26 protein-coding genes are annotated in these 22,613 nt (G+C 64.1%); 9 read left to right on the top strand and 17 right to left on the bottom strand.

Annotation, left to right across the window (positions count from 1 at the left end; all coding sequences use genetic code 11):
• The first annotated feature begins 10 nt into the window (after positions 1 to 10).
• Positions 11 to 1,189: a vWA domain-containing protein gene (locus tag BLS27_RS14455; RefSeq protein WP_043209273.1), complete on the top strand. Its 1,179-nt coding sequence runs from the start codon at positions 11 to 13 to the stop codon at positions 1,187 to 1,189.
• 188 nt (positions 1,190 to 1,377) lie between these two features.
• Here BLS27_RS14455 and BLS27_RS14450 read toward each other — a convergent pair whose 3' ends face one another.
• From BLS27_RS14450 to BLS27_RS14435, 4 genes are read right to left on the bottom strand one after another with little or no spacing between them, the layout of a single operon-like run.
• Complete coding sequence (locus BLS27_RS14450; RefSeq protein ID WP_090345348.1) at positions 1,378 to 2,295, bottom strand: 5-oxoprolinase subunit C family protein; 918 nt, start codon at positions 2,293 to 2,295, stop codon at positions 1,378 to 1,380.
• Entirely contained in the window at positions 2,292 to 2,987 is a 696-nt protein-coding gene (gene pxpB / locus BLS27_RS14445) for a 5-oxoprolinase subunit PxpB (RefSeq protein ID WP_090345346.1), read from the bottom strand. The genes BLS27_RS14450 and pxpB overlap by 4 nt, the downstream gene beginning before the upstream one ends.
• Positions 2,984 to 3,763: a 5-oxoprolinase subunit PxpA gene (locus tag BLS27_RS14440; RefSeq protein ID WP_090345344.1), complete on the bottom strand. Its 780-nt coding sequence runs from the start codon at positions 3,761 to 3,763 to the stop codon at positions 2,984 to 2,986. The genes pxpB and BLS27_RS14440 overlap by 4 nt, the downstream gene beginning before the upstream one ends.
• 9 nt (positions 3,764 to 3,772) lie before the next feature.
• A complete protein-coding gene (locus BLS27_RS14435; protein ID WP_090345342.1) occupies positions 3,773 to 5,059 on the bottom strand; it encodes an MFS transporter in 1,287 nt (428 codons plus the stop codon).
• Between the two features lie 130 nt (positions 5,060 to 5,189).
• Between BLS27_RS14435 and BLS27_RS14430 the strand changes: the two genes are divergently transcribed.
• Positions 5,190 to 6,101, top strand: coding sequence for a LysR family transcriptional regulator (locus tag BLS27_RS14430; RefSeq protein ID WP_043215489.1), 912 nt, complete (start codon positions 5,190 to 5,192; stop codon positions 6,099 to 6,101).
• 101 nt (positions 6,102 to 6,202) lie between these two features.
• Here BLS27_RS14430 and BLS27_RS14425 read toward each other — a convergent pair whose 3' ends face one another.
• The 3 genes from BLS27_RS14425 to BLS27_RS14415 are packed head-to-tail and all read right to left on the bottom strand — an operon-like array spanning position 6,203 to position 8,030.
• On the bottom strand, positions 6,203 to 6,724 hold the full coding sequence (locus BLS27_RS14425; protein ID WP_043215487.1) for a DUF2937 family protein: 522 nt from the start codon (positions 6,722 to 6,724) through the stop codon (positions 6,203 to 6,205).
• A 12-nt stretch (positions 6,725 to 6,736) separates the two neighbouring features.
• A complete protein-coding gene (locus BLS27_RS14420) occupies positions 6,737 to 7,510 on the bottom strand; it encodes a class II glutamine amidotransferase (RefSeq protein ID WP_043215485.1) in 774 nt (257 codons plus the stop codon).
• A gap of 16 nt (positions 7,511 to 7,526) precedes the next feature.
• Positions 7,527 to 8,030 carry a hypothetical protein gene (locus BLS27_RS14415; protein WP_043215483.1) on the bottom strand — a complete coding sequence of 168 codons (504 nt, stop codon included), beginning with the start codon at positions 8,028 to 8,030 and terminating at the stop codon, positions 7,527 to 7,529.
• 172 nt (positions 8,031 to 8,202) lie between these two features.
• On the opposite strand from BLS27_RS14415, the gene BLS27_RS14410 reads away from it, so the two are divergent.
• Positions 8,203 to 10,245 (top strand): S9 family peptidase, encoded by a 2,043-nt coding sequence (locus BLS27_RS14410; RefSeq protein WP_090345340.1) that lies wholly within the window; start codon positions 8,203 to 8,205, stop codon positions 10,243 to 10,245.
• A 19-nt stretch (positions 10,246 to 10,264) separates the two neighbouring features.
• Here BLS27_RS14410 and BLS27_RS14405 read toward each other — a convergent pair whose 3' ends face one another.
• A complete protein-coding gene (locus tag BLS27_RS14405) occupies positions 10,265 to 10,543 on the bottom strand; it encodes a hypothetical protein (RefSeq protein ID WP_043215479.1) in 279 nt (92 codons plus the stop codon).
• 133 nt (positions 10,544 to 10,676) lie between these two features.
• Between BLS27_RS14405 and BLS27_RS14400 the strand changes: the two genes are divergently transcribed.
• The 3 genes from BLS27_RS14400 to BLS27_RS14390 all read left to right on the top strand — a co-directional run bounded on the left by BLS27_RS14400 (position 10,677) and on the right by BLS27_RS14390 (position 11,998).
• Positions 10,677 to 11,048 (top strand): YajD family HNH nuclease, encoded by a 372-nt coding sequence (locus tag BLS27_RS14400; RefSeq protein ID WP_090345338.1) that lies wholly within the window; start codon positions 10,677 to 10,679, stop codon positions 11,046 to 11,048.
• A gap of 70 nt (positions 11,049 to 11,118) precedes the next feature.
• The gene (locus BLS27_RS14395) at positions 11,119 to 11,589 is read left to right on the top strand and encodes an RNA methyltransferase (RefSeq protein WP_043215476.1); all 471 of its coding nucleotides are present in this window, start codon (positions 11,119 to 11,121) and stop codon (positions 11,587 to 11,589) included.
• A gap of 127 nt (positions 11,590 to 11,716) precedes the next feature.
• Positions 11,717 to 11,998, top strand: coding sequence for a YgaP family membrane protein (locus BLS27_RS14390; RefSeq protein ID WP_043215502.1), 282 nt, complete (start codon positions 11,717 to 11,719; stop codon positions 11,996 to 11,998).
• Positions 11,999 to 12,095: 97 nt separating this feature from the next.
• Here BLS27_RS14390 and BLS27_RS14385 read toward each other — a convergent pair whose 3' ends face one another.
• The gene (locus tag BLS27_RS14385) at positions 12,096 to 13,304 is read right to left on the bottom strand and encodes a hypothetical protein (protein ID WP_090345336.1); all 1,209 of its coding nucleotides are present in this window, start codon (positions 13,302 to 13,304) and stop codon (positions 12,096 to 12,098) included.
• 49 nt (positions 13,305 to 13,353) lie between these two features.
• Entirely contained in the window at positions 13,354 to 13,803 is a 450-nt protein-coding gene (locus BLS27_RS14380; RefSeq protein WP_043215470.1) for a YcgN family cysteine cluster protein, read from the bottom strand.
• A 219-nt stretch (positions 13,804 to 14,022) separates the two neighbouring features.
• Between BLS27_RS14380 and BLS27_RS14375 the strand changes: the two genes are divergently transcribed.
• Positions 14,023 to 14,616, top strand: coding sequence for a nitroreductase family protein (locus BLS27_RS14375; RefSeq protein WP_043215469.1), 594 nt, complete (start codon positions 14,023 to 14,025; stop codon positions 14,614 to 14,616).
• 93 nt (positions 14,617 to 14,709) lie between these two features.
• Here BLS27_RS14375 and BLS27_RS14370 read toward each other — a convergent pair whose 3' ends face one another.
• The 5 genes from BLS27_RS14370 to BLS27_RS14350 form a co-directional block, all read right to left on the bottom strand.
• Positions 14,710 to 15,642, bottom strand: a complete 933-nt coding sequence (locus BLS27_RS14370; protein ID WP_043215467.1) for a D-2-hydroxyacid dehydrogenase — start codon at positions 15,640 to 15,642, stop codon at positions 14,710 to 14,712.
• Positions 15,643 to 15,720: 78 nt separating this feature from the next.
• Positions 15,721 to 16,014, bottom strand: coding sequence for a YcgL domain-containing protein (locus tag BLS27_RS14365; RefSeq protein WP_043215465.1), 294 nt, complete (start codon positions 16,012 to 16,014; stop codon positions 15,721 to 15,723).
• Positions 16,014 to 17,144 carry a ribonuclease D gene (gene rnd / locus BLS27_RS14360; RefSeq protein WP_070571426.1) on the bottom strand — a complete coding sequence of 377 codons (1,131 nt, stop codon included), beginning with the start codon at positions 17,142 to 17,144 and terminating at the stop codon, positions 16,014 to 16,016. Before rnd ends, BLS27_RS14365 begins: the two co-directional genes overlap by 1 nt.
• A gap of 79 nt (positions 17,145 to 17,223) precedes the next feature.
• A complete protein-coding gene (locus BLS27_RS14355) occupies positions 17,224 to 18,864 on the bottom strand; it encodes a phosphoethanolamine transferase (RefSeq protein ID WP_070571425.1) in 1,641 nt (546 codons plus the stop codon).
• 148 nt (positions 18,865 to 19,012) lie between these two features.
• Complete coding sequence (locus tag BLS27_RS14350) at positions 19,013 to 19,387, bottom strand: 5-carboxymethyl-2-hydroxymuconate Delta-isomerase (protein ID WP_043215822.1); 375 nt, start codon at positions 19,385 to 19,387, stop codon at positions 19,013 to 19,015.
• Positions 19,388 to 19,505: 118 nt separating this feature from the next.
• Here BLS27_RS14350 and BLS27_RS14345 point away from each other — a divergent pair, with 118 nt between their 5' ends.
• Positions 19,506 to 19,739 carry an HP1242/YdcH family protein gene (locus BLS27_RS14345; RefSeq protein WP_090345334.1) on the top strand — a complete coding sequence of 78 codons (234 nt, stop codon included), beginning with the start codon at positions 19,506 to 19,508 and terminating at the stop codon, positions 19,737 to 19,739.
• A 111-nt stretch (positions 19,740 to 19,850) separates the two neighbouring features.
• Here BLS27_RS14345 and BLS27_RS14340 read toward each other — a convergent pair whose 3' ends face one another.
• Positions 19,851 to 21,035 (bottom strand): trans-sulfuration enzyme family protein, encoded by a 1,185-nt coding sequence (locus BLS27_RS14340; RefSeq protein ID WP_090345332.1) that lies wholly within the window; start codon positions 21,033 to 21,035, stop codon positions 19,851 to 19,853.
• 156 nt (positions 21,036 to 21,191) lie between these two features.
• On the opposite strand from BLS27_RS14340, the gene BLS27_RS14335 reads away from it, so the two are divergent.
• Entirely contained in the window at positions 21,192 to 21,650 is a 459-nt protein-coding gene (locus BLS27_RS14335) for an Lrp/AsnC family transcriptional regulator (RefSeq protein WP_090345330.1), read from the top strand.
• Positions 21,651 to 21,683: 33 nt separating this feature from the next.
• On the opposite strand, the gene BLS27_RS14330 is transcribed toward BLS27_RS14335, so the two are convergent.
• The coding region (locus BLS27_RS14330; protein WP_279614982.1) for an FdhF/YdeP family oxidoreductase at positions 21,684 to 22,613 on the bottom strand (930 nt) is incomplete at its 5' end.

Below are 22,613 nucleotides of genomic sequence, written 5' to 3'. Positions count from 1 at the left end.
GGAGCCGGCCATGCTGCTCAATCTGTTCAACGAAATGCGCGCGGCCAAGGTGCCGGTGTCGGTGCGCGAACTGCTCGACCTGCTCAATGCCTTGCAGCAGCGGGTGGTGTTCGCCGACATGGACGAGTTCTATTACCTGGCGCGGGCCATCCTGGTGAAGGACGAGCGGCATTTCGACAAGTTCGACCGGGCCTTCTCCGCCTACTTCAAGGGCCTGGAGAATCTCGACCGACACCTGGAGGCGTTGATCCCCGAAGATTGGCTGCGCAAGGAGTTCGAGCGCTCGCTCAGTGACGAGGAACGTGCGCAGATCCAGTCCCTGGGCGGGCTGGACAAGCTGATCGAGGAATTCAAGAAACGCCTTGAAGAACAGAAGGAACGTCACGCCGGCGGCAACAAATGGATCGGCACCGGCGGTACCAGCCCATTCGGCTCCGGCGGCTACAACCCCGAAGGCATCCGCGTGGGCGAGGCCGGCAAACGCCAGGGCAAGGCGGTCAAGGTATGGGACCAGCGCGAATACAAGAACCTCGACGACCAGGTCGAACTGGGCACACGCAACATCAAGCTGGCTTTGCGTCGCCTGCGCAAGTTCGCCCGCGAAGGCGCTGCCGAGGAACTGGACATCGATGGCACCATCGACCACACCGCACGGGATGCAGGGCTGCTGAACATCCAGATGCGCCCGGAGCGGCGCAACACGGTCAAGCTGCTGTTGCTGTTCGACATTGGCGGCTCCATGGACGCCCACGTCAAGGTCTGCGAGGAGCTGTTCTCCGCGTGCAAGACCGAGTTCAAGCACATGGAGTACTACTACTTCCACAACTTCGTCTACGAGTCGGTGTGGAAGAACAACCTGCGCCGTACATCGGAGCGCTTCTCCACCTTCGACCTGCTGCACAAGTATGGCGACGACTACAAAGTGGTATTCGTCGGCGATGCGGCCATGGCGCCTTACGAGATCACCCAGCCGGGCGGTAGCGTGGAGCATTGGAACGAGGAAGCCGGGTACGTGTGGATGCAGCGTTTCATGGAGAAGTTCAGGAAGATCATCTGGATCAATCCGTATCCCAAGCAGGCCTGGGACTACACCGCCTCCACCCATCTGGTGCGCGAGCTGATCGAAGACAAGATGTACCCGCTGACCTTGCAGGGGCTGGAAGACGGGATGCGTTACCTGTCCAAGTAATGGCGTCGCCCGTTTCGCGGGTAAACCCGCGCCCACAGGTGCAGCACATCCATTGCGGACTGTGCTGCACCTGAGCAACTGCCCTGCATAGGCCCGTCGCAGGTCAGCCCGCACCTACCGGCTTAAGTACGTACCTTGTGCAAGCCGGGGTCCGGCGCTCCGATTGACCCGCCAGAGGGCCGGCAGCCTCACCGCCAACGTTGCAGATAAGCCTGCTGCTGCTGCCAGGCCAGCTCCTGCACCACCGCCCTGAAGCGCACCACCGCCCCGGGCAGGCACTGCGCCAGTTGCGCCAGCGCCAGGGGCGTCAGCGCTCCAAGCCGTGGATACCCACCAATGGTCTGCCGGTCATTGAGCAGCACGATCGGCTGCCCGTCCGGCGGCACCTGCACGGCGCCCAAGGGGATACCCTCCGAAATCATCGGCGCGCTCTGGTAGACCAACTGCGGCCCGAGCAGGCGCATACCCATGCGGTCGGCGCGGCTGTCCAGGGTCCACTCACGATTGAACGCCTCGAACAAGCTGGTGCCACTGAATGCGCCGATCTGTGCGCCCATGACCAGCTCCAGTTCGGGCTTTTGCGGGTAGGTCGGACGCAAATGCTGCGCCACTTCACGCAAGGCAGGCGCCCCCTTGGCGAACGACAAAACTTGCCCTTTGGCCAGCGCCTTCCCTCGCCCATCGAGGCCGCCGAGCGCCTCGCGTGCCACGGTCGCGCAACTGCCCAATACCGTCTCGGCCTGGAACCCGCCAGGCGCTGCCACGTAAGCCCGCGCGCCTTGCCGAGGTTGGCGAAGACTCAGACGCTGGCCCTTGCCCAAACGCAAGCTGCGCCAGGGCTGGACAGGCTGATCGTCGACACGCGCATCCAGATCTCCACCGGCCAGGGCCAAGGTGCAATCGTCCTCGGCGACCAGCGTGAAGCCCCCCAGCGTCACCTCCACCACCGGCGCATCCAGCGCATTGCCCAGTAGCCAGTTGGCCCAGTACATCGCCACCCAATCCAACGCCCCACCCTGGGTCACGCCTAGGTGGCGTACGCCGAAACGCCCGGCATCCTGCAACTGACACAGCGCGGTGCTGGACTCGATCGTCAATCGCTTCATGCCAGGGCCTCCAACGGGCTGTCGTCGCCGCCCAATGCCATGAACTGCTCGTGAGACACCGCCACGAAACGCACCCGATCACCTGGTTGCAGCAGGCTGTAACCCTCACGTGCGTGGTCGAACAAGCGCACCGGGGTGCGGCCGATCAGGTTCCAGCCGCCTGGCGAGACCGCCGGGTAGGCGGCGGTCTGGCGCTCGGCGATGCCCACGCTGCCCGCTGCCACGCGCTTGCGCGGGGTACTCAGGCGTGGGCTGGCCAGGCGTTCGTCCACCAAGCCCATGAAACCGAACCCCGGCGCGAAACCCAGGGCAAATACCGGGTACTCCCGCTCGCTGTGCAGGCCGATCACCTCCGCCTCGCTCAGGCCGCTGCGGGCAGCCAGCACCGGCAGCTCCGGCCCGACGCTGGCGTGGTACCAGACCGGGATCTCATGGCGACGCCCGGTGTTGCCCGCATCCGGCTGCAAATCCGCCAATGCCTGGTCGATCAGCGCGCGCGCCTGCCCAGGTGCCTGCTCGAACTGCACCATCACGGTGGTATAGGAGGGGACCAAATCCACCAGCCCCGCCCCGAAGGCTGTGCGCAGGCGCTGGCTGGCAGCCAGGATCCACGGCATGTTGGCCTCATCGATGACGTCGAACAGGCGCACCATCAAGCTGTCGATGGCCACCACCTCGATGCATGGATTCATGGCTGCTCCAAGGCGTCGAGGGCCTGGCGGATCTGCCGCACGGCCGCCACGGAGCTGTCATTGTCGCCATGCACGCAGAGGGTACCGGCATCCAGTTGCACAGCACTGCCGTCATCGGCCACCAGCGCCTCACCACGGGCCAGGCGCAAGGCCTGCTCGATCACCAAGGCCGGGTCGTGATGCACCGCGCCGGGCAGGCGCCGGGAAACCAGATGACCGCTAGCGGTATAGGCCCGGTCGGCAAAGGCCTCGAACCACAACGGCACACCGATCGCCTCGCCCAGGGCGCGTGCGGCGCTGTCGTCGGCGGTGGCCATCAGCATCACCGGCAGTCCCGTATCATAGGCGGCCACGGCCTCGAGTACTGCGCGCAGCTTGAGTGGGTCGGCCATCATGTCGTTGTACAGCGCGCCATGGGGTTTGACGTAGGCCACGCGGCTGCCCAGCACCTTACAGATCCCCTCCAGCGCGCCGATCTGGTAATGCAGCAGGTCTCGGATCTCCTCGTTGCTGCACGCCATGGAGCGGCGGCCGAAACCGACCAGGTCCGGGTAAGCCGGGTGCGCGCCGATGGTCACGCCGTGCTCCAGTGCCAGGGCCACGGTGCGGCGCATGGTGCCGGGGTCGCCTGCGTGGTAGCCGCAAGCGATGTTGGCGCAATCGATGTAAGGCATCACCTCGGCGTCCAGGCCCATGCGCCAACTGCCGAAACTCTCGCCCATGTCGCAATTGAGAAGCAGGCGTTTCACCGGTCGAACTCTCTTGTGGTTGTTCATGTGCCTACCTTACCGTGCCTGGAGTTCTTTGCCGCGTGTTTCAGGCAGGCTCAGGGCCGCGAGGATCACCACACCGTAGGACACCGCGGCAAAACCACCAATGCCCAGGCCCAAAGGCACTTTCTGGCTGAGCATGCCGATCAGCAGCGGGAAGAACGCAGCGATGGCGCGCCCCACGTTGTAGCAAAAGCCCTGCCCCGAACCGCGAATGCGGGTGGGGAACAGCTCGGTCAGGAAGGCCCCCATGCCGCTGAAGATGCCCGAAGCGAAGAACCCCAGCGGAAAACCCAGCCACAGCATGACGCCGTCACTGACCGGGATCTGGGTATAAAGCAGCACGATGACGAACGAGCCGACAGCGAACAGGATGAAGTTCTTCTTGCGACCCAGCAGATCGGTCAGGTACGCGCTGATCACATAACCCACGTAGGAGCCGACGATGACCATGGCCAGGTAGCCGCCGGTGCCCAGCACGCTCAGGCCACGCTCGTTCTTGAGGAAGGTCGGAAGCCAAGAGGTGATCGCGTAGTAACCGCCCAAGGCGCCGGTCGTCAGCAGCGAGGCGCGCAGGGTGGTCCAGAGCATGCCTGGGGCGAAGATTTCATAAAAATGCGACGGCGCCTGGGCCTTTTCCACAGCCTTGGCTTGGCGGTAGACCTCCGGGTCCTTGACCAGGCGGCGGACGAAGATCACGAACACTGCCGGCACGATGCCCAGCAGGAACAGCGCCCGCCAGGCCTGCTCCGGCGGCAGGAAGGAGAACAGCAACGCATAGAGGATCGCCGTCAATCCCCAGCCGATGGCCCAGCCGGACTGCACCATGCCCACGGCCTTGCCACGGTCCTGGGCGCGGATCACCTCACCGATCAGCACCGCGCCGGCCGTCCACTCGCCGCCAAAGCCGAAGCCCATCAGGGTCCGGGCGATCAGCAGTTGCTCATAGCTCTGGGCGAAGCCGCACAGGAAAGTGAAGAAGGCGAACCACAGCACGGTCAGTTGCAGGGTGCGCACCCGGCCGATGCGGTCGGAGAGAATGCCGGCAATCCAGCCGCCCAGGGCCGAGGCGATCAGGGTGCTGGTATGGATCAGCCCAGCCTCGGCGGTGGTGATGCCCCACATCAGGATCAACGTGGGGATGACGAAACTCAGCATCTGGGTGTCCATGCCATCGAGGCCGTAGCCGATCTTGCAACTCCAGAAGGTGCGTCGTTGCTGACGGTCGATGTCGCGGTACCAGGCGAAGGGGCCGTTGGACGGCCGGGGGGAAGCCTGCTGCTGCACGCCGGTTGGGTTCATGATTGCCTCGGCTTGTTGGTATTGTTCTCTGGGCGACGCGTTGCGTCGCGGCCTGGGCGTCATTGTTCAGAGGCCGTGCGCTGGGCGTCCAACGATAAAAACCGCCGGTCTGGAACAAGAAAAACTGATCATGAACCTTCGCTTCCTCGAAACCTTCGTCTGGGTTGCCCGGCTCAAGAGCTTTCGCCTCACCGCCGAGAAGCTCTTCACCACCCAGGCCTCGGTGTCCAGCCGCATCGCCGCGCTGGAGGCGGACCTGGGCGTGAAGCTGCTGTTGCGCGATTCGCGCGGAGTCAGCCTGACACCGGAGGGCAGCAAGGTGCTCGAATATGCCGAGCGCATGCTCGACACCGCCAAGGCCATGAAACAGTCGCTGGACACTGACCGGGCCAAGGTCGGGCGGATCCGCATCGGCGTGATGGATACGGTCATCCACACCTGGATGAGTGCCCTGGTGGCCGAACTGACCGAGCGCTACCCGCAGGTAGAGATCGAACTGGTGGCCGACACGGCCCTGAACCTGCGCGAGCAGCTGCAGAAGGGCTTTCTCGACGTGATCCTGCAGACCGACCTGCTGCGCCAGGAGTCGATCCGCAGCCTGGACCTGGCACGCTACCCCATGGGCTGGATCGTTGCCGCGGGCTCGACCCAGCAGCATGACTATGCCTCGCTGGCCGAGCTTGCCCGCGAACGGATCATCACCTTCTCGAAGAACTCGCGCCCGCACCAGGAGGTGCTCAGCCTGCTGCAGGCGGCCGGCGCCGAGACACCTCGTTTGAATTGCGTGAATTCAGTGGCAGCCATCACCCGCCTGCTGCGCGATGGCTTCGGCATCGGCGCCCTGCCCCCGGCGCTGGTCGATGCCGAACTTGCCCGCGGCGAGTTGGTGCTGCTGGGTGGCTTGCAGCCACCGCCGAGCCTTGAGCTGGTGGTGGCCTGGCAGACCGGGGTGGAGCTGGTGGAAGAAGTGGTGAGCCTGTGTCGGCAAGTGCTGGAGCGCTACGCGCAGGATGCGGGGGAGCAGCGGATCGTGCTGGTCTGAATCGACGGCGGTGTCATCTACAAGGGCAAACCCGCTCCCACAGGCACGCCGCTGAACGTGAAGTTTGCCCCGGCCCTGTGGGAGCGGGTTTCCCGCGGGCCTTAGCGCCAGCTCTCTTTGACGGCCGTGCGACGCCCGCCAAGCGCCACCCAACCAAGCCCCAGCAACAGGCTTTCGATCACCAACGCCAGCACGAAGCCGGCGCCCAAACCCCAGCCGATCGCCTCGGGCACCAGCAGGATCTGATAGCTGTAGCCATTGAGGGTTTCCTCACGCAACTGAGGATCGGCCTGCACCAGCACATGCCAGGTGCGGCTCAGCCACGGGCCTTGCAGCGCCTGCCACTCGTTTTCCAGCAACTGGTTGCGGATCAGCAGGCTTTCGATGCTGTTGGCATCGCTGTTGAACACCGGGTCATCGCTGCTGCGGTAATGGCGTATGAGGGCTTGCAGGTCGCCTTTGAAGAAGCGTTGCGCCGTCTCTTCGAACCCTGAGAGCGCCTCACGCGACTCGAACAGGTGCGCTTCGACCCGTTGGCTGTAATCCTTGATCAGCCCCGGAACCTGAAGACCGACCAACAAGCCGAAGGTGAACAACAGCAACCGCAGGTAACCTCTGAACATGCAATGGCTTCCCTAGCTCTGCCCCTGGGCTACGCACTCGCCATGCCGCCACAGGGCCCATTGACCCGGCTCGTAGCGGTGCCAGGTCTCGTTTTCGGTCAGGGCCTCGGTGGCGATCACCGTGACCACATCGTTGGGGGTGGTTTCAGCCTGGAAGTCGACGTTCAGGTCGAAGTCCTTCAGGCGCGCCGGCCCGAACGGCGCACGGCGGGTGATGTGCACAAGCTTGGTCGAGCAGAAGCAGAACAACCAATCGCCGTCGCTCAGCAGGCAATTGAACACGCCTTGGCCGCGATAGCCGGCACAGGCTTCGACCAGCACCGGCAGCAGCTGTTCGATTTCAACCGGTTCCGGGAAGGCTTCACGCACGCGGTTGAGCAAGTCGCAAAACGCCGCCTCGCTGTCGGTATCGCCCACCGGGCGGTAGAAGGTGGTCTGGCCACGGAAATCGCCCAGCTGGCCGTTGTGCGCAAAGCACCAGTTGCGGCCCCAGAGCTCACGCACGAACGGGTGGGTATTGGACAGGCACACCTTGCCGACGTTGGCCTGTCGGATATGACCGATGACCACTTCACTCTTGATCGGATAGCGCTGCACCAGATTGGCCACTTCCGACTCGCTGCTCGCGGCCGGGTCCTGGAACACCCGCAGGCCACGCCCTTCGTAGAAACCGATGCCCCAGCCGTCGCGGTGCGGGCCGGTACGCCCACCGCGCTGCATCAGGCCGGTGAAACTGAAGACGATGTCAGTGGGGACGTTGGCACTCATGCCCAGCAGTTCGCACATGTTCGATGCCCCTTGCCTACAGACGTGGCTCGACCCGGCCACGGCCGGTGCCGACAGGCGCCGCCGGCAGCGGATCGTCGCGGTAGCGGTCGCGACGGTCGGCGGCGACCGGGGCCTCGACCATCACCTGCTCATCCTCGGCAGCCTGGCGCTTGGCGGCGGCATCGGCGTTGGCCCGGCGTTCGCGGGCGCGTTTTTCCAGCGGCCAGCGCACCACCACGAACACCCCGTACAGGATGAACGCAATCAAACCGTACATAGCCAGGTCCGAAGCAGCGCGCCAGGCGTTGTTGCCGACCTTGAAGGCCACGTCCAGCGCCGTGATGGCGATGGCCGGCGCGAAGCTTTCCTTGACCGGGTCAACGATGGTGGGCGTCAGCAACAGCACCGCCATGACCACCCGCAGCGGTTCGCGCAGCCAGCGCCACATCCAGCCAGTGAGCTTGAAACCCACCCACAGGCAGCCCAGGGCGGCAAGGGCGTACAAGCCCCAGGCGAGCGTATAGTCGTTCTCGGTCATGGTGTTCGTGCAAGCCAGGTAAAGAGACGCCTATGATAAACACTTTTGGACCGCGCCGCCCTCTTCACGGGCAATCCCGATTCCACAGGTCGCAAGCCATGCAGACGACCCGTAGGAGCAGGCTTACCCGCGAACAGGCCCATGCAGCCCACCCCTTGCCATGAGACTGCCAATGCCCAACACGCCCCAGCCGCCGATCGCCCACGCCGACAACGCCCCCGACCCGTATGCTTGGCTGCAACAGCGCGACACGCCCCAGGTGCTGGCTTACCTGAACGCGGAAAATGCCTACCAGCAGGCCTGCCTGGCCGACCAGGCTCCCTTGCGCGAGCAACTGTTCGAGGAAATCAAGGGCCGTATCCTGGAAACCGACCTGTCGCTGCCCTCCCCCTGGGGCCCGTACCTGTACTACACCCGCACCACAGCAGGCGATGAATACCCGCGCCACTACCGCTGCCCGCGTCCGGCGGACGACAGCAACACCGTCGATGAAAGCCGCGAAGAACTGCTACTCGACCCCAACGTGCTGGCTGCTGGCGGCTTCCTGGCGCTGGGCTCCTTCAACGTCAGCCCCGACCATCGCCTGCTGGCCTACAGCCTCGATACCAGCGGCGACGAAATCTATACCCTGTACGTCAAGGACCTGACCAGCGGCGCGGTCACCACCCTGCCCTTCGAGGACTGCGACGGCAGCATGACCTGGGCCAACGACAGCCGCACGCTGTTCTTCGCCGAGCTGGACGACACCCACCGCCCATGGCGCCTGCGCCGTCACACCCTCGGTGAGGACACCGCCCAGAGCGTGTTCGAGGAAGCCGATGGGCGGTTTTTCCTGCATTGCTATCGCACCAGCTCCGAGCGCCAGCTGGTGCTGCTGCTCAACAGCAAGACCACCAGCGAAGCCTGGGTACTGGACGCCGCGACTCCACAGGCCGCGTTCACGTGCCTGGCGCCCCGGGTCGAGGATCACGAGTACTACCCCGACCACGGCCAGCTCGACGGCCAGTGGCGCTGGTTCATCCGCAGTAACCAGGACGGTATCAATTTCGCCCTGTTCCACGCCCCGGCCGAGCAGGTGCCGACCCGTGATCAATGGCAAGTGCTGGTCCCCCATCGTGACGACATCATGCTCGAAGGCCTGAGCCTCAATGCCAGCGCGCTGACCCTGAGCCTGCGCGAAGGCGGCCTGCCGATCATCGAAGTGCACCCGCGCGACCTGCCGCCCTACCGCGTCGAGCTGCCGGATGCCGCCTATAGCCTGTACGTGCAAGACAGCCTGGAGTTCGTCAGCCCCCGCGTGCGCCTGCGCTACGAAGCGCTCAATCGGCCGGCCCAAGTGCGCCAGCTGGACTTGGCCAGCGGCGCCCAGGCCGTGCTCAAGCAGACGCCGGTGCTGGGTGAGTTCGACGCCGACGACTACGTCAGCCAGCGCCTGTGGGCGGTGGCCAAGGACGGTACCCGGGTACCGATCAGCCTGGTGCGCCGCCGTGACGATCTGGGCAAATGCGTGCCGCTCTACCTGTACGGCTATGGTGCCTATGGCGAAAGCCTCGATCCTTGGTTCTCCCATGCCCGTCTGAGCCTGCTGCAACGGGGCGTGGCCTTCGCCATCGCCCATGTGCGTGGCGGCGGCGAGCTGGGCGAGGCCTGGTACCGGGCTGGCAAGCAGGAACACAAGCAGAACAGCTTCGATGACTTCATCGCCTGCGCCGAACACCTGATCGCCGAAGGTGTGACCGACTCCGCGCACCTGGCCATCAGTGGCGGCAGCGCCGGCGGCTTGCTGATAGGTGCGGTGCTCAACCAGCGCCCGGAGCTCTTCCGTTGCGCCATTGCCGAGGTGCCGTTCGTCGACGTGCTCAACACCATGCTCGACCCAGAGCTGCCGCTGACCGTCACTGAATACGACGAATGGGGTAATCCGCAGGAGCCGGACGTGTACCAGCGGATCAAGGCCTACGCCCCCTACGAGAACCTCAAGGCCCAGGCCTACCCAGCCATGCTGGTGGTCGCCGGCTACAACGACAGCCGCGTGCAGTATTGGGAGGCAGCCAAGTGGGTGGCACGTCTGCGTACCTGCAAGACCGACGACAACCTGCTGCTGCTCAAGACCGAAATGGGCGCCGGCCACGGTGGCATGAGCGGCCGTTACCAGGGGCTGCGCGATGTGGCGCTGGAGTATGCCTTCGTGCTCAACGAGCTGGGGGTGATGTAATCCGCATTTCACCCAGCCGCTAATGCTTGATCGGCGCCTTCGGCGGCTCCGGCTGTAGCCCTGGCAGAGGCTGGTCTTTGCGCGGCCCGGGCAGCGGCATCGGCGGCAGCAGCGGCGCACCGGGCCGGTTGTCGCCGGCCTTGGGCGGCGTGCTCGGGGTGATCTGTGGGTAAGGTGTCGGCGTCGGCGTGCCCGGCGCCCCTGGCACTGACGTGTTGATCCGCGGCGTCGGCTGGCCCGCAGCCTCGGCGCACGGCGCAAGAGCAAGGATCGATACGGCGAGGATCGCAGGAAACATCAGCAACCTCCTGTCTGGAACCTACCTACAGGCTATGCCCATTCCTGCGTTTTCGCCTGTCCGAGGACAGCGCAGGCGCGCTAGACTCAACGGTAAAACCGTCATCCGCCTGAACACTAGAAAGGTAACACCCATGAGCTCGGCCTCTACTTCCGCCGCCGCTGCCCGCCTCGACCGCATCCTCGCCGACGCCAAGCGCGACAAGGAAATGGGCTACCGCGACAAGGCCCTGAAGATGTACCCGCACGTCTGCGGCCGCTGCGCCCGCGAGTTCTCCGGCAAGCGCCTGAGCGAACTGACCGTGCATCACCGCGACCACAACCACGACAACAACCCCCAGGATGGTTCGAACTGGGAGCTGCTGTGCCTGTACTGCCACGACAACGAGCACTCGCGCTACACCGACCAGCAGTATTTCAGCGAAGGTTCCACCAGTACCCCGAGCATCGCCAAGGCAACCCACAACCCGTTCGCCGGCCTTGCGAGCCTGCTCAAGAAAGACTGATCGTCGAATCGCCTCCGCTGCCGCCGGCGAGTCCGTATAATCGCGCTTTTTTTGCGAAGGACCCCGGCACGTGGCAAACAAACGGTACAGCTGCATCGGCCTGTTCAATCCCAAGTCGGCAGAGAACGTAGGTTCGGTGATGCGCGCAGCAGGTTGCTACGGCGTCAATTCGGTGTTCTACACCGGCAAGCGTTATGAGCGCGCCCGCGACTTCGTCACCGACACCAAACGCGTGCACTACGACATCCCGCTGATCGGTATCGACGATCTGCAGCGCATCATCCCCCTGGGCTGCACCCCGGTGGCCGTGGAACTGGTCGAAGGCGCCCGCCCCCTGCCCGAGTACACCCATCCCGACCGCGCGCTCTACATCTTCGGCCCCGAAGACGGCAGCCTGAGCGCCGATGTCCGGGCCTGGTGCGAAGAAACCATCTACATCCCCACCGAAGGCTGCATGAACCTGGCGGCAACGGTGAATGTGGTGCTGTATGACCGCATGGCCAAGGGGCTCAATACCCGCTCGGGGCCCAAATTCAAATGAACACCACCTTCGCGAGGGGGCCTTCGCGCGGTTGAAACGCTCTCCAACAGGTTCCGCCTGGCAATCGAACTGAACGGCCAGCAGCCGTAGCGGGTCAGTTACTTACACCCCACACGGAGACCAAGCCATGCGTGATACCCCTTTGCTTGTGCATACCCATAATGTCCACGGCTGGGAGCGTGCCAGCTCCCTGGCAGGCGGCGCGCTGATGATCGGCAAGGGGCTGCGCCATGGCGGCGCGCTCGGGCTGCTGCAGATCGTGGTAGGCGGCATGGCCCTGGCCCGCGGGATCAGCGGACACTGCTCGACCAAGGCATGGTGGCAACGTCACAGGGCGGAATACCTGCGCCTGCGCGACGATATCGAACGCAGTGCGGAGCAGTTGAAGGCGCTCAAGGCCAAAGGCTGAGCCGCCTGCGTGGCGCATTCGCTGGTAAAGCCGCCTCACAGTGGGAACATCGAAACATCTGTGGAGCGGGCTTACCCGCGGACAAACCCTCGGAACTTCAGCGCAGAACCTTGCTGTCCAGCACCTCGGAAGATCGTCCCAGCACGCTTTCGCTGAGCTGGATGAACTCTGCCGTGCTGACGCTGGGCAGGCGCATCAACGCACGGGTGACGTCGTCCAGCGAGCGTTTGTTCTGGGTGTGCAGGCGGATCTCGCGGTCCAGGGCCTGGAGCAGCAGCACACCTCGGGCAACCTGGGCGGCATCAGCCCTCTCCCCTTTCAGACGGGTGACCTTGGCCGCCTGTTTGTGCAGGCGCGCCTGCCAGGCCTCGTAACGGTCGTCACTGAGCCCCCCAGCCCGGCGCAGCAGCTCGGTGGCGTAGTAGTCAGCCAGGCTTTCCCCGAGCCAGTCGCTGCCCTCACGGTCGTTGATCTGGGCGAATACCTGAACCAACTCACGCATCAAAGGGCTGGCGCCACTTTCACCGATCAATGGCCGGTTGCTGTGCAGATAGATGGAATTACGCCCGGCCAGCGCCCCGCGCCACATTTCATCCCGCGCCCCCACCAACAGCAGTTTGGGCGGATTGCGCGGGAACACGGCCTGCACCTGCGGCCAGACGAAAGTCAACAAAGTCAGTGTGTCCATCCGCCGCAAGCCCTGGCCTTGCGGCGCGGCCACGGTGACCTCCGTCTCGCCCAACCGCGCCCGGCGACTGCCAAGGTTGCCAGCAAGCATCCAGCCGGTCGGACGGTCGAACAGGCGCGAGACATCGTCGATGCGAAACTTCTGCTTGCCGATACGTGGCCAAGCGGTTTCTACGCTCTTCCAGCCTGTCGGCAACTCGAACATCAGGCGCGCCACCAGCTCGGTGCCGTCCTGCTGGTCCAGGCGCGCTGGCGGCACCAGCTGGTCCCCGCGAAACAACGCCCAGTGCGGCGTGATGCGGCTTTCATAGGCGCCGCCCCGTGGTTTTTGGTCGAGCTGCACGCGATAGCTGAGCTGGGTCTTGCCCGAGGCCGGGCGCCAAATCCCCCGCTCGCCCTGCACCTGCCATTGGCCATCGGCGTGAAAATCGCTGTACGCCCTGTGCTTGCCCAGGTCGAAGTCCAGGCTGCGCACCACACTGCCATCGGCCAGGGTCAGATGCACCTCGGCCTGCCCGCTCGCCGGCAGCAGGCGCACCTGGTAATCCAGATCGACTTTCTTGGCCCAGGCCGGCGTACAGGCCAGAAGGCCCAGAACCCACAACAAATGGCAACGCATGCAGAAACTCCTTGTTCCCAGAAGCGAAAGACAAAAATGCGCGACGTGATCAGCCGGCGCGGAAGATGAGGTGGTCTTCCCAGTCGTCCTCGTCGACATCGTGCTCGCTGAGCATGCGCCCAGACTGGGAAATACGCTGTTCATGCACTTGGTTGCGATCCCCGCAGACCAAGTGATGCCAGGCAGGCAAGTCCTTGCCTTCACTGACCAAGCGATAGCCGCAGGTGGTGGGCAACCACTTGAACTGGTCGGCCTTGCCCGGGGTGAGCTGGATGCAGTCGGGCACCTGGGCGAATCGGTTCGGGTAGTCGCTGCACTGGCAGGTGGTGAGGTCTAGCAGTTTGCAGGCGATGCGCGTGTAGTAGACGCTGTTGTCGTCCTCGTCCTCGAGCTTCTGCAGGCAACACAGGCCGCAGCCGTCGCACAGCGACTCCCATTCTTGCGGGTCGAGTTGCTCGAGGGTCTTGCGCCGCCAGAAGGGCGCGGTATCGGCGATCATCACACGTGTTCCTGCTTGGGCCAGCGGCATGCTTGAAACAACACGCTTCAAGCAAGAGCGGGCGTAACGGCTTTTTCTTGTGGCTAGCAGCTTCAAACGCGCAGCTGCCGCCATGGCGGCGCCAGTCTAGAGCCTGTCCCGAACCAAAGCCAGACCGCTTGTCAGTGCCGACCAGACGCAGTAGCGTGCGCGCTTTCCCGTCCATTTGCAGGAGCACGCATGAGCGCCAACCCACGCATCGCCGACTACGCCATCAATGAGCAGTTCATCAACCGCTGGTCGCCACGGGCGTTCACCGCCGAGCCGATCAGCGAGCAGACCCTGCTGAGTTTCCTGGAGGCCGCGCGCTGGGCGCCTTCGGCCTACAACTCACAGCCTTGGCGCTTCCTGTATGCCCGCCGTGACACGGCGAACTGGGAGCGCTACCTGGGCATCCTCAACGAGTTCAACCGCAGCTGGGCGCAACAGGCCTCGGCGCTGGTACTGGTGATGTCCAAGACCACCTTCGCCGCCCCTGGCTCCAGCGAGGAAAAACCGGCCCTGTGGCACACCTTCGACACCGGTTCCGCCTGGGGCCACCTGGCGCTGCAAGCCAGCATCAGCGGCTGGCACACCCATGGCATGGCCGGTTTCGATCAGGAGCTGGCTCGCAAGGAGCTGAAAATCCCCGAAGGCTATGCGCTGCACGCGATGGTGGCGATCGGCAAGCTCGGCGACAAGGCCACCTTGGCCGAGGCCCTGCAAGCGCGTGAAGAGCCAAGCCCACGCCGTCCGCTGAGCGAACTGGCGGCCGAGGGCGACTTCAGCCTCTGAGGCTCTCCCGGCCCTTATGCGCGGATGAACCCGCTCCTGCAAGAGACCGTGCGGTCTTTGTGAGAGCGGGTTCATCCGCGAACTGCGACCGACTCAGTACCCGCGCTTGAAATCCACTTCCCCGCGCAACCCCTGCCCCGCCTGATACGCCTGCATGTTCTCGACAAACAACCGCACCATCGCCACCGGCGAGGTGGGCGCCGAGCTGTGCCCGGTCAACAGCAGGCCCCAGGCCGTCCAGAACGGATGGCGCTGAGGCAGCGGCTCCTGCCGGCAGACATCGATCACTGCCCCGGCCAGATGGCCCTGCTTCAAGGCTTCCACCAGGTCGGCATCGACCACTGCCACGCCGCGCCCGGCATTGATGAACAGAGCGCTGGGCTTGAAGCACTTGAACAGAGCAGCATCGTAGAGATCATGCGTCGCCGGCGTGTCCGGCAGCAGGTTGAGCACGTAGTCGGCCTGCGCCACCATTCGCGGCAAGTCCTCGAGCCCGGCCACCTCGACGAATGGCGCCTGCTCGCGGGCACTGCTGGCAATGCCATACAAGGTCACGCCGAACGGCACGAGAAACTCGGCGACCCGCTGGCCGATATCGCCCGTGCCCACCACGAGCACCCGACGACCTTCGAGGGAGCGCCCCGGACGATCATCCCAACGGCGCTCGACTTGACTGACCAGACGCGCCAGCACGTCGCGCTCGTGAATCAGCATGTAGGTGAGCATGTATTCGGCCATCACCTGGCCGAAGATACCGACCGCACGGGTCAGGCGGTAATCACGCGGCAGGCCTTTGGCCAGCAGCGGCGTGATGCCGGCCCAGGTGGACTGTATCCACCGGGGCGCATGCCCCTGGCGCAGCAGACTGGCAAGCAGGTCGGGCTGGCCCAGCCATACCGGGCAGTCAGGCGCCAGACGCGATAATTCGGCGGAATCGCCGCTGGTCACGATATCCAGCTCTGGCGCCGCCTCGCCCAGCAGGCGGGCATAGTTGGCATGATCCTGTTCAGCGATCAGAACGCGCATGTAGAAGACAACCTTGGCAAACAACGAAAACGACCCGGCAGGCGGGTCGCTTGACGAACGATGGGGACCGGGCCGAGGTCAGGCCGGGTCGTTGCGGCGCAGCAGCTCTTCGGGCAGGTGCTCGATGTAGTCGTCCTCGGGCGGTGGCATCTGCAGGTGGTAGCCCTGGTTGTCGAGGTTCTCAAGCACCTTGGCGATGTCCTCACGCGCCAGCTTGCGCTCGGGGGTCAACACCAGGTCGAAGGCATGCACCGGGGTGCCAAAGAAGGGCAGCAAGGCCTCGGGCACTCGCGCCAGCCCCTCGGCCTTGAGCACATAGAGGTACATTTCGTTCTTGCGAGGGCTCTTGTAGATCGAGCAAATACGTTTCATCAGGAGTCTCCGGCGCCTGCCAGGCTGTCCAGCAGGGCCTGGCCCATGCGCTCGCGGCGCCAGCCGCGCAGCGAATCGGGCAGTTGATAGGGGCCGTTGGGGAAGCCGCTCTTGAGCAAGGCTTCGAGGGTTTTCTTGCGCAGCATCAGTTCCGGGGCGATACCCAGACGCTCGCCTTCGGCCTGGCCGACCGCGCGCAGACGCTTGAGGATGCCGGAGGCCTCGATCGGCAGCGGCTCGGGCAAGGCTTGCGGCCACTGTTCGGCCGGCAGGCTCGCCGCGCGCTTGATCAAGCCAAGCAGGAACTCGCCGTCTTGGCGGATGGTGCGCGGGTGCATGTCGTCGATCCGGGCCAAGGCCGACAGGTTGTCCGGCTGGCTTTTGGCCATGGGCCAAAGCGAGTGCTCACGCAGCACGCGGTTGCGCGGTACATCACGGCTGCGGGCCTCACGCTCGCGCCAGATGCACAATTCGCGCAGCACCGCCAGTTGCTGGGGGCTGAGCTTCCAGGCGAGCTTCACGTCGCGATAAAGCAGCTCCGGCTCGACTTCGCGGCGCAACTGGGCAACCAGCTCGGCGCCGTCTTCGAGCACCCAAGCATACTTGTCGTCCGACAGGCGCGGGCGCAGGGCACTGAACAGCTCGGCCAGGTGCACGGCATCCTCGGCGGCGTAGCTGACCTGGGTTTCGGACAATGGCCGTTGCAGCCAGTCCGAACGGGTTTCGCCCTTGGGCAGCTCGATGCCCAGGACCTCTTGCACCAGGCGCGAGTAGCCCATGGAGAAGCCGATATTCAGATAGCCGGCAGCCAGCTGGGTGTCGAACAGCGGTTGCGGCAGCTTGCCGGTCAGGCGCAGGAGCACTTCCAGGTCTTCGCTACAGGCGTGCAGCACCTTGACCACGCCGTTGTCCTCGAGCAGCTCGGCCAGCGGCTGCCAGTCGCGGATCAGCAATGGGTCGATCAGAAAAGCCCGGTTGCCTTCACCGACCTGGATCAGGCCGGCCTTGGGATAGAACGTGTCGACCCGCATGAACTCGGTGTCGAGCGCCACGAAGGGCAGCTCGCGCCAGGCCCGGCAGTGTTCGGCCAGGGTCTGGTCATCTCGTATCCAGTGTATTTCGATGCCCACGAGGCTCTCCCACAAATAATGGCGGGCAGTATATACGGCGCGGGCATTGGGGGTGAAACCTGCGCCATCCTTGGTTTGATCAACGGTCGGCGGTCATCCACGGCCGGCAGCTGGCGAACATATCCATCGATTGCCGGTAGACCTCGGTACGCACCTGCAACAGGCCGAGCATCGAATGGAACAGATTGTCCTGGCTCAGCGGCGCGTCGCGCAGACGGCCCAGGCAGTCGGTGTCGAGGGCGAAGTCCTGGCGGTAGCTGTCGGAGAACCACACCAAAAGCGGCACATGACGCTGTTGCTCGGGCGCCAACATGTAGGGCGTGCCATGCAGGTACAGGTTGTATTCGCCCAGCGACTCGCCATGGTCGGAGAGGTAGATCATCGCGGTGTCGACCTTGTCCTGACGGCTGCGCAGGAGATCGATCAGCGAGCCCAGCACCTGGTCAGTGTAAGCCAAGGTGTTGTCATAGCTGTTGACGATGGCCTGCTGGTCGCACTGGTTCAGGGCGTTGCTCTGGCACACCGGGGTGAAGCGCTCGGCGCTGGCCGGATAGCGCTTGTAATAGTCCGGGCCATGGCTGCCCATCTGGTGCAGTACCAGCACGGTGTCCTGAGTCAGATTGTCCAGCAGCTCGCCAAGGCCCTGCAGAAGGATCTCGTCGTGGCATTCACCATCGGCGCAGAGCTTAGGGTCCTTGAGGTTGCTGACATCGACGAACTGCACCCGGTCGCAGGTGCCTTTGCACCCGGACTGGTTGTCGCGCCACTGCACGCTCAGGCCGGCGCGCTGGAGGATGTCCAGGAGCCCTTCGCGGTTCTTGGCAACGCGAGCGTCGTAGTCCTTGCGTGGCATGCCAGAGAACATGCACGGCACCGACACGGCAGTTTCGGTGCCGCACGAATGCACATCGCTGAACGCCAGCAGGCCTTGCTCCTGGTTCAGGCGAGGCGTGGTGTCGCGTCCATAACCCAGTACCCCGAAGTTCTCGGCCCGGGCGCTCTCCCCCACCACCAGCACGGTCAGCGACTTGCGTTCGTGGCGCTGCCAGGCATGGGTGTCGCGCTTGGCGTCCTCACCGTAGTGCTGGAACGGCCGCGCGGCACTGCCCAGGCGTTCGCTGACATAACCGAACGAGGCGCCGACGATGTTGCTCGGGGTGAGCATCAGGCGGATTTCATGGTGGTTGCGAAACAGCGAAGACAGCCCCTGGTAGTTGACCAGCGCCACTGAGCCCAGGGCCGCCACGCAGGCACCGCTGACCACCAGCTTGCCCAGCAGCTCGCGATGCCAGGGCCGATAGGCGATCCTGGCCTTCCACAGCAGCACCGACGGCAGGACGCCGAGCAGGCCGATGTAAAGGGCAAACTTGATCGACAGCAGGTCACGGACTTCGGCGACGTTGGTCTCGGCCATGTTGCGGAACATGCCTGTGTCGATCAGCACACCGTACTGGTTCATGAAATAGGCAACCCCCGCGCCGCTCATGAACAACACGATCAACAATGGCTTGAGCACATACCTGAACGCCACCAGCGTCAGCAGCAGGTTGAACGCGAACAGCATCATCACGGCGAAGGCCAGTAACAGCCACATGCCCACCATGCCTGGAGGTACAGCGGTTTCCAGGTGCTCCCAGAGCGCGGTATTGAACCCGATCAACAGGTAAAGACTGGCCAGCAACGTGACCCATTCGGCCCGCAGTGTTTTTACGTTCAAGATGATGTTCGCAGTCGAGAATTAAGATCGGCCCACGCACCTGGCAGGGCACCGGGGAAGTTGACCGAACTCTAGAAAGCGCACCATCAAGAATTTGTGAAAAAGACGCCAACAAAGGGTTGGCTGATATCTTTTTAACATTAAATGAATTTCATCTTTCCCCGGCGGGCAGATGTAGCTTGGCGTAAGGCTCGCGGTCGATATCCTGCACCTCTACGCACAGCTGGATATCCAGCCCCTCGCGAGCGGCGATTACTTCGCTCAGCACCTCCAGCAGGCTGGCGGACAACTGCTTCTTCACCTGCGCCGAACGCCCGCTGAGAATCGCCAGCCGTACATGGGCAAACGCCCGTTCGAGCGGTGCGGTGCCCACCCGGTAATGGGCGAAGGCCTGGGCACGGCTCTTGATATCCAGCTCGTCGGCGAACTGCCCGCTGCCCACCAGGGTGTGGTTCAGGCGCATCAGCAGCAGATCGACATTCAGATCGGCCAGGTTGTCGCTGTATTCCAGGTTCAGATGAGGCATGGCGCGGGTTCCAGGTCATGGCGGGAGTGCCACAGCCTACTCCAGCCCCGCAACCGGGCAAAGGCGACTATCCTCAAGGTTCAGGACTTTTTGCCAACCCCTGACCCGAGGTGAAGAAATGCCAGTCCCGCATGATCTGCTCGCTGACCTGCACATTTCCGCTGACGATTTCCAGGCGCTGATCGACAAGGACCAGACGCTCCATCAACTGCACAAGGAGTACAACGCCAAGGACAAGGAAGTGGTGGCCGCCGAAGGCAACGGTACCGCTGACGACGCGGTCAATCGCTTGCGCAAGGAGCGCCTGCTGATCAAGGACAAGATCGAACGGATCGTTCATCCCGCCAGTTAACATTCCCTCTTCAAAAACATTCGCGGATGAACCCGCTCCCACAGGTTCTGCAAAAGCCAATGGGAGCGGGTTCACCCGCGAAAGCCAGACATACGACCCAAGCGGCTGTCGTTACGCCCCGGCCGAAGCCTTGAGCCCGGTCTCCAGATCCTCGATCAGGTCGCGGTAGTCTTCGATACCCACCGACAGGCGCAGCAGGTTCTCGCTGATGCCCATCTGCCCCTTCTGCTCGGGGCTCAGGGAGTTGTGCGACATGCTCCAGGAGTGGTTGATCATGCTCTCCACCCCTCCCAGCGAATCGGCCAGCACAAAGATCGACAGCGCTTGCACCAGGCGGTTGACCGCAGCGCGGTCGCCCTTGATCTTCATCGCCACCACCGCGCCGCCGCCGCGCATCTGTCGCTTGCACAGCTCATGCTGCGGATGGCTTTCGAGCTGCGGGTAATACACCTGCTCGACCTGCGGATGCCCCTCCAGGAACTGGGCCACGCGCAGGGCGTTGGCGCACTGGCGCTCCATGCGCACGTCGAGGGTCTTGAGCCCGCGCAGGGCCAAGTAGCAGTCGAACGGCCCCTGGATCGCGCCCACGGCCATGCTGATGCGGCGCAGGCGCTTGAGCAGCTCGTCGTTGGCCGCCACCACCACGCCACCGATCAGGTCGGAGTGCCCCCCGATGTACTTGCTCGCCGAATGCATCACCAGATCGACCCCCAGGGTGATCGGGCGCTGGTTCCAGGGCGAGCAGAAGGTATTGTCGATGCAGGTGAGGATGCCGCGCTCACGGGCCAGCGTGCACACCGCCTGGATGTCCACCAGGTGCAGCAACGGGTTGGTCGGCGACTCGATCCAGATCAGTTGGGTCTCAGGGCGAATGGCGGCGGCGACGGCCTCCAGGTCGTTCAGGTCGACATAGGTGGTGGTCAGGCCCGAGGTGCGACTGCGGTAGTCCTCCAGCAGGCGGAAGGTACCGCCGTACACGCCGTTCATCACCACGACGTGGGCGTCTTTGGACAGCAGTTCCAGCACGGTGGCCGTGGCGCCGACACCCGAAGCGGTGGCGACCGCGCCCACGCCTTCTTCCAGGGCGGCGACGCAGGTTTCATAGGCATGGCGGGTCGGGTTGCTGACCCGGCTGTAGGCATATTCGGGGTGATCATCCAGACCGCGCTTGATGAACGAGCTGGTGGTGACGATGGCCGGGAAGATGGCGTTGTCGGCGACGCTGGTCTGCTCGCCGGCGTGGATGGTACGGGTGGCGAAATTGCGCGGCTTGTTGTCGGACATGGTCGGGTCCATTGACGATGATGAGGAAGGAAGGCGCCACTATGGCATATCCACTGCCCTTCGCCGAGCGGGGGATGAATCTGCTGCCTGGGCTGTTTGGCTATTCTCGTTATTCTTCAAGCACGCTAATCTCGAGAAACTTTTTCTCAACGGGCGCCCAATAACGGTATGGACAGTTTCGATCAACACATCCTCACCCTGCTCCAGCGCGATGCCTCCATCTCCCTCAAGGACCTGGCCGAAGCCGTCAATCTCTCGACCACGCCTTGCTGGAAGCGGGTCAAGCGCCTGGAGGATGAGGGTTTCATCCGCGGCCGCGTCGCCCTGCTCGACCCCGAAAAGCTGGGCCTGGGACTGACCGTGTTCGTCCAGCTCAAGACCCAGCGTCACGACAGCGCCTGGCTCGAGCAATTCGCCAGGGTCGTGACCGGGTTCGAGGAAGTGATGGAGGTGTATCGAATGTCCGGCGACTGGGACTACATGCTGCGGGTAGTGGTGGGCGATATCGCCGCGTATGACCGTTTCTACAAGAAGCTGATTACCAGCACCGAAGGCCTTTCGAACATTACCTCGAGCTTTGCCATGGAGCAGATGAAGTACACCACGGCGTACCCGGTTCACCGCTGAACGCTGGGGCCGCAAAGCAGCCCCGGCCGTCAGTCAGTCTGCGTGGCTGACTTCGATTCTGTTGTCCGCACGCGCCTTCTGAAGCTTGATCGCCACGAACTTCGACGTTGGGGTGTAGGTCCCTTCGCCGTAGCTCTCCAGCGGCACCAGCGGGTTGGTCTCCGGGTAGTAGGCAGCCGCCTGGCCCTCGGGCAGGTCGTAGGCCACCAGGCGGAAGCCCGATACGCGCCGCTCGCGACCGTCTTCCCACAGCGACACCATGTCCACCTGCTCGCCGGGCTCAAAGCCCAGGCGGCGGATGTCAGCTTCGTTGACGAACACCACCTCGCGCAGGCCGAACACGCCCCGGTAGCGGTCGTCCAGGCCGTACAGGGTGGTGTTGTACTGATCGTGCGAGCGCAGCGTCTGCAGGATCAGGTCCGGCTTGTCGCCGCGGGCCAGGACCTTGGCGTTGACCAGCTGTTCAGGCAGTTCGCTGGGCGTGAACTGAGCCTTGCCAGTCGCCGTGTTCCACGTACGATCGGCGGCCGCGTTGCCCAAATGGAAACCACCCGGCTGCGCCAGGCGCGTGTTGAAATCGGCAAAGCCTGGGATCACATCGGCAATCAGTTCGCGGATGCGTCCATAGTCGCCGATCACCCATTCCCAATCGATCGGATGATTGCCCAGGGTCGCCTTGGCCATGCCGGCAATGATCGCCGGCTCCGAGCGCAGGTGCGGCGAGCGGGGTTTGAGCTGGCCGTGGGAGATGTGCACCATGCTGAACGTGTCTTCGACCGTGATGCCTTGCGGGCCTTCGGCCTGCAGGTCGATTTCGGTGCGGCCCAGGCACGGCAGGATCAACGCATCACGGCCGGTCACCAGGTGCGAGCGGTTGAGCTTGGTGGCGATGTGCACCGTCAGTTCGCAGTTGCGCATCGCCGCATGGGTGCGCGGTGTATCGGGCGTGGCCTGGGCGAAGTT

The sequence above is a fragment of the Pseudomonas guariconensis genome, assembly GCF_900102675.1.
In the GTDB taxonomy this organism is placed as follows: domain Bacteria; phylum Pseudomonadota; class Gammaproteobacteria; order Pseudomonadales; family Pseudomonadaceae; genus Aquipseudomonas; species Aquipseudomonas guariconensis.
This window is presented reverse-complemented; position numbering and strand designations above follow the sequence as displayed.

Coding starts and splice junctions, on each gene's coding strand:
- BLS27_RS14425 (WP_043215487.1), bottom strand. CDS start 6,724: ATGTTCAGAGGTTACCTGCGGTTGCTGTTGTTCACCTTCGGCTTGTTG.
- BLS27_RS14415 (WP_043215483.1), bottom strand. CDS start 8,030: ATGACCGAGAACGACTATACGCTCGCCTGGGGCTTGTACGCCCTTGCC.
- BLS27_RS14350 (WP_043215822.1), bottom strand. CDS start 19,387: ATGCCTCATCTGAACCTGGAATACAGCGACAACCTGGCCGATCTGAAT.
- BLS27_RS14440 (WP_090345344.1), bottom strand. CDS start 3,763: ATGAACAACCACAAGAGAGTTCGACCGGTGAAACGCCTGCTTCTCAAT.
- BLS27_RS14450 (WP_090345348.1), bottom strand. CDS start 2,295: ATGAAGCGATTGACGATCGAGTCCAGCACCGCGCTGTGTCAGTTGCAG.
- BLS27_RS14370 (WP_043215467.1), bottom strand. CDS start 15,642: ATGCGCGTTCTGATCGCTGAACAGGATCATGCCAACTATGCCCGCCTG.
- BLS27_RS14405 (WP_043215479.1), bottom strand. CDS start 10,543: ATGTTTCCTGCGATCCTCGCCGTATCGATCCTTGCTCTTGCGCCGTGC.
- BLS27_RS14385 (WP_090345336.1), bottom strand. CDS start 13,304: ATGCGTTGCCATTTGTTGTGGGTTCTGGGCCTTCTGGCCTGTACGCCG.
- BLS27_RS14435 (WP_090345342.1), bottom strand. CDS start 5,059: ATGAACCCAACCGGCGTGCAGCAGCAGGCTTCCCCCCGGCCGTCCAAC.
- BLS27_RS14430 (WP_043215489.1), top strand. CDS start 5,190: ATGAACCTTCGCTTCCTCGAAACCTTCGTCTGGGTTGCCCGGCTCAAG.
- BLS27_RS14400 (WP_090345338.1), top strand. CDS start 10,677: ATGAGCTCGGCCTCTACTTCCGCCGCCGCTGCCCGCCTCGACCGCATC.
- BLS27_RS14345 (WP_090345334.1), top strand. CDS start 19,506: ATGCCAGTCCCGCATGATCTGCTCGCTGACCTGCACATTTCCGCTGAC.
- BLS27_RS14340 (WP_090345332.1), bottom strand. CDS start 21,035: ATGGACCCGACCATGTCCGACAACAAGCCGCGCAATTTCGCCACCCGT.
- BLS27_RS14380 (WP_043215470.1), bottom strand. CDS start 13,803: ATGATCGCCGATACCGCGCCCTTCTGGCGGCGCAAGACCCTCGAGCAA.
- BLS27_RS14455 (WP_043209273.1), top strand. CDS start 11: ATGCTGCTCAATCTGTTCAACGAAATGCGCGCGGCCAAGGTGCCGGTG.
- BLS27_RS14375 (WP_043215469.1), top strand. CDS start 14,023: ATGAGCGCCAACCCACGCATCGCCGACTACGCCATCAATGAGCAGTTC.
- BLS27_RS14410 (WP_090345340.1), top strand. CDS start 8,203: ATGCCCAACACGCCCCAGCCGCCGATCGCCCACGCCGACAACGCCCCC.
- BLS27_RS14420 (WP_043215485.1), bottom strand. CDS start 7,510: ATGTGCGAACTGCTGGGCATGAGTGCCAACGTCCCCACTGACATCGTC.
- pxpB (WP_090345346.1), bottom strand. CDS start 2,987: ATGAATCCATGCATCGAGGTGGTGGCCATCGACAGCTTGATGGTGCGC.
- BLS27_RS14365 (WP_043215465.1), bottom strand. CDS start 16,014: ATGAAACGTATTTGCTCGATCTACAAGAGCCCTCGCAAGAACGAAATG.
- BLS27_RS14390 (WP_043215502.1), top strand. CDS start 11,717: ATGCGTGATACCCCTTTGCTTGTGCATACCCATAATGTCCACGGCTGG.
- BLS27_RS14335 (WP_090345330.1), top strand. CDS start 21,192: ATGGACAGTTTCGATCAACACATCCTCACCCTGCTCCAGCGCGATGCC.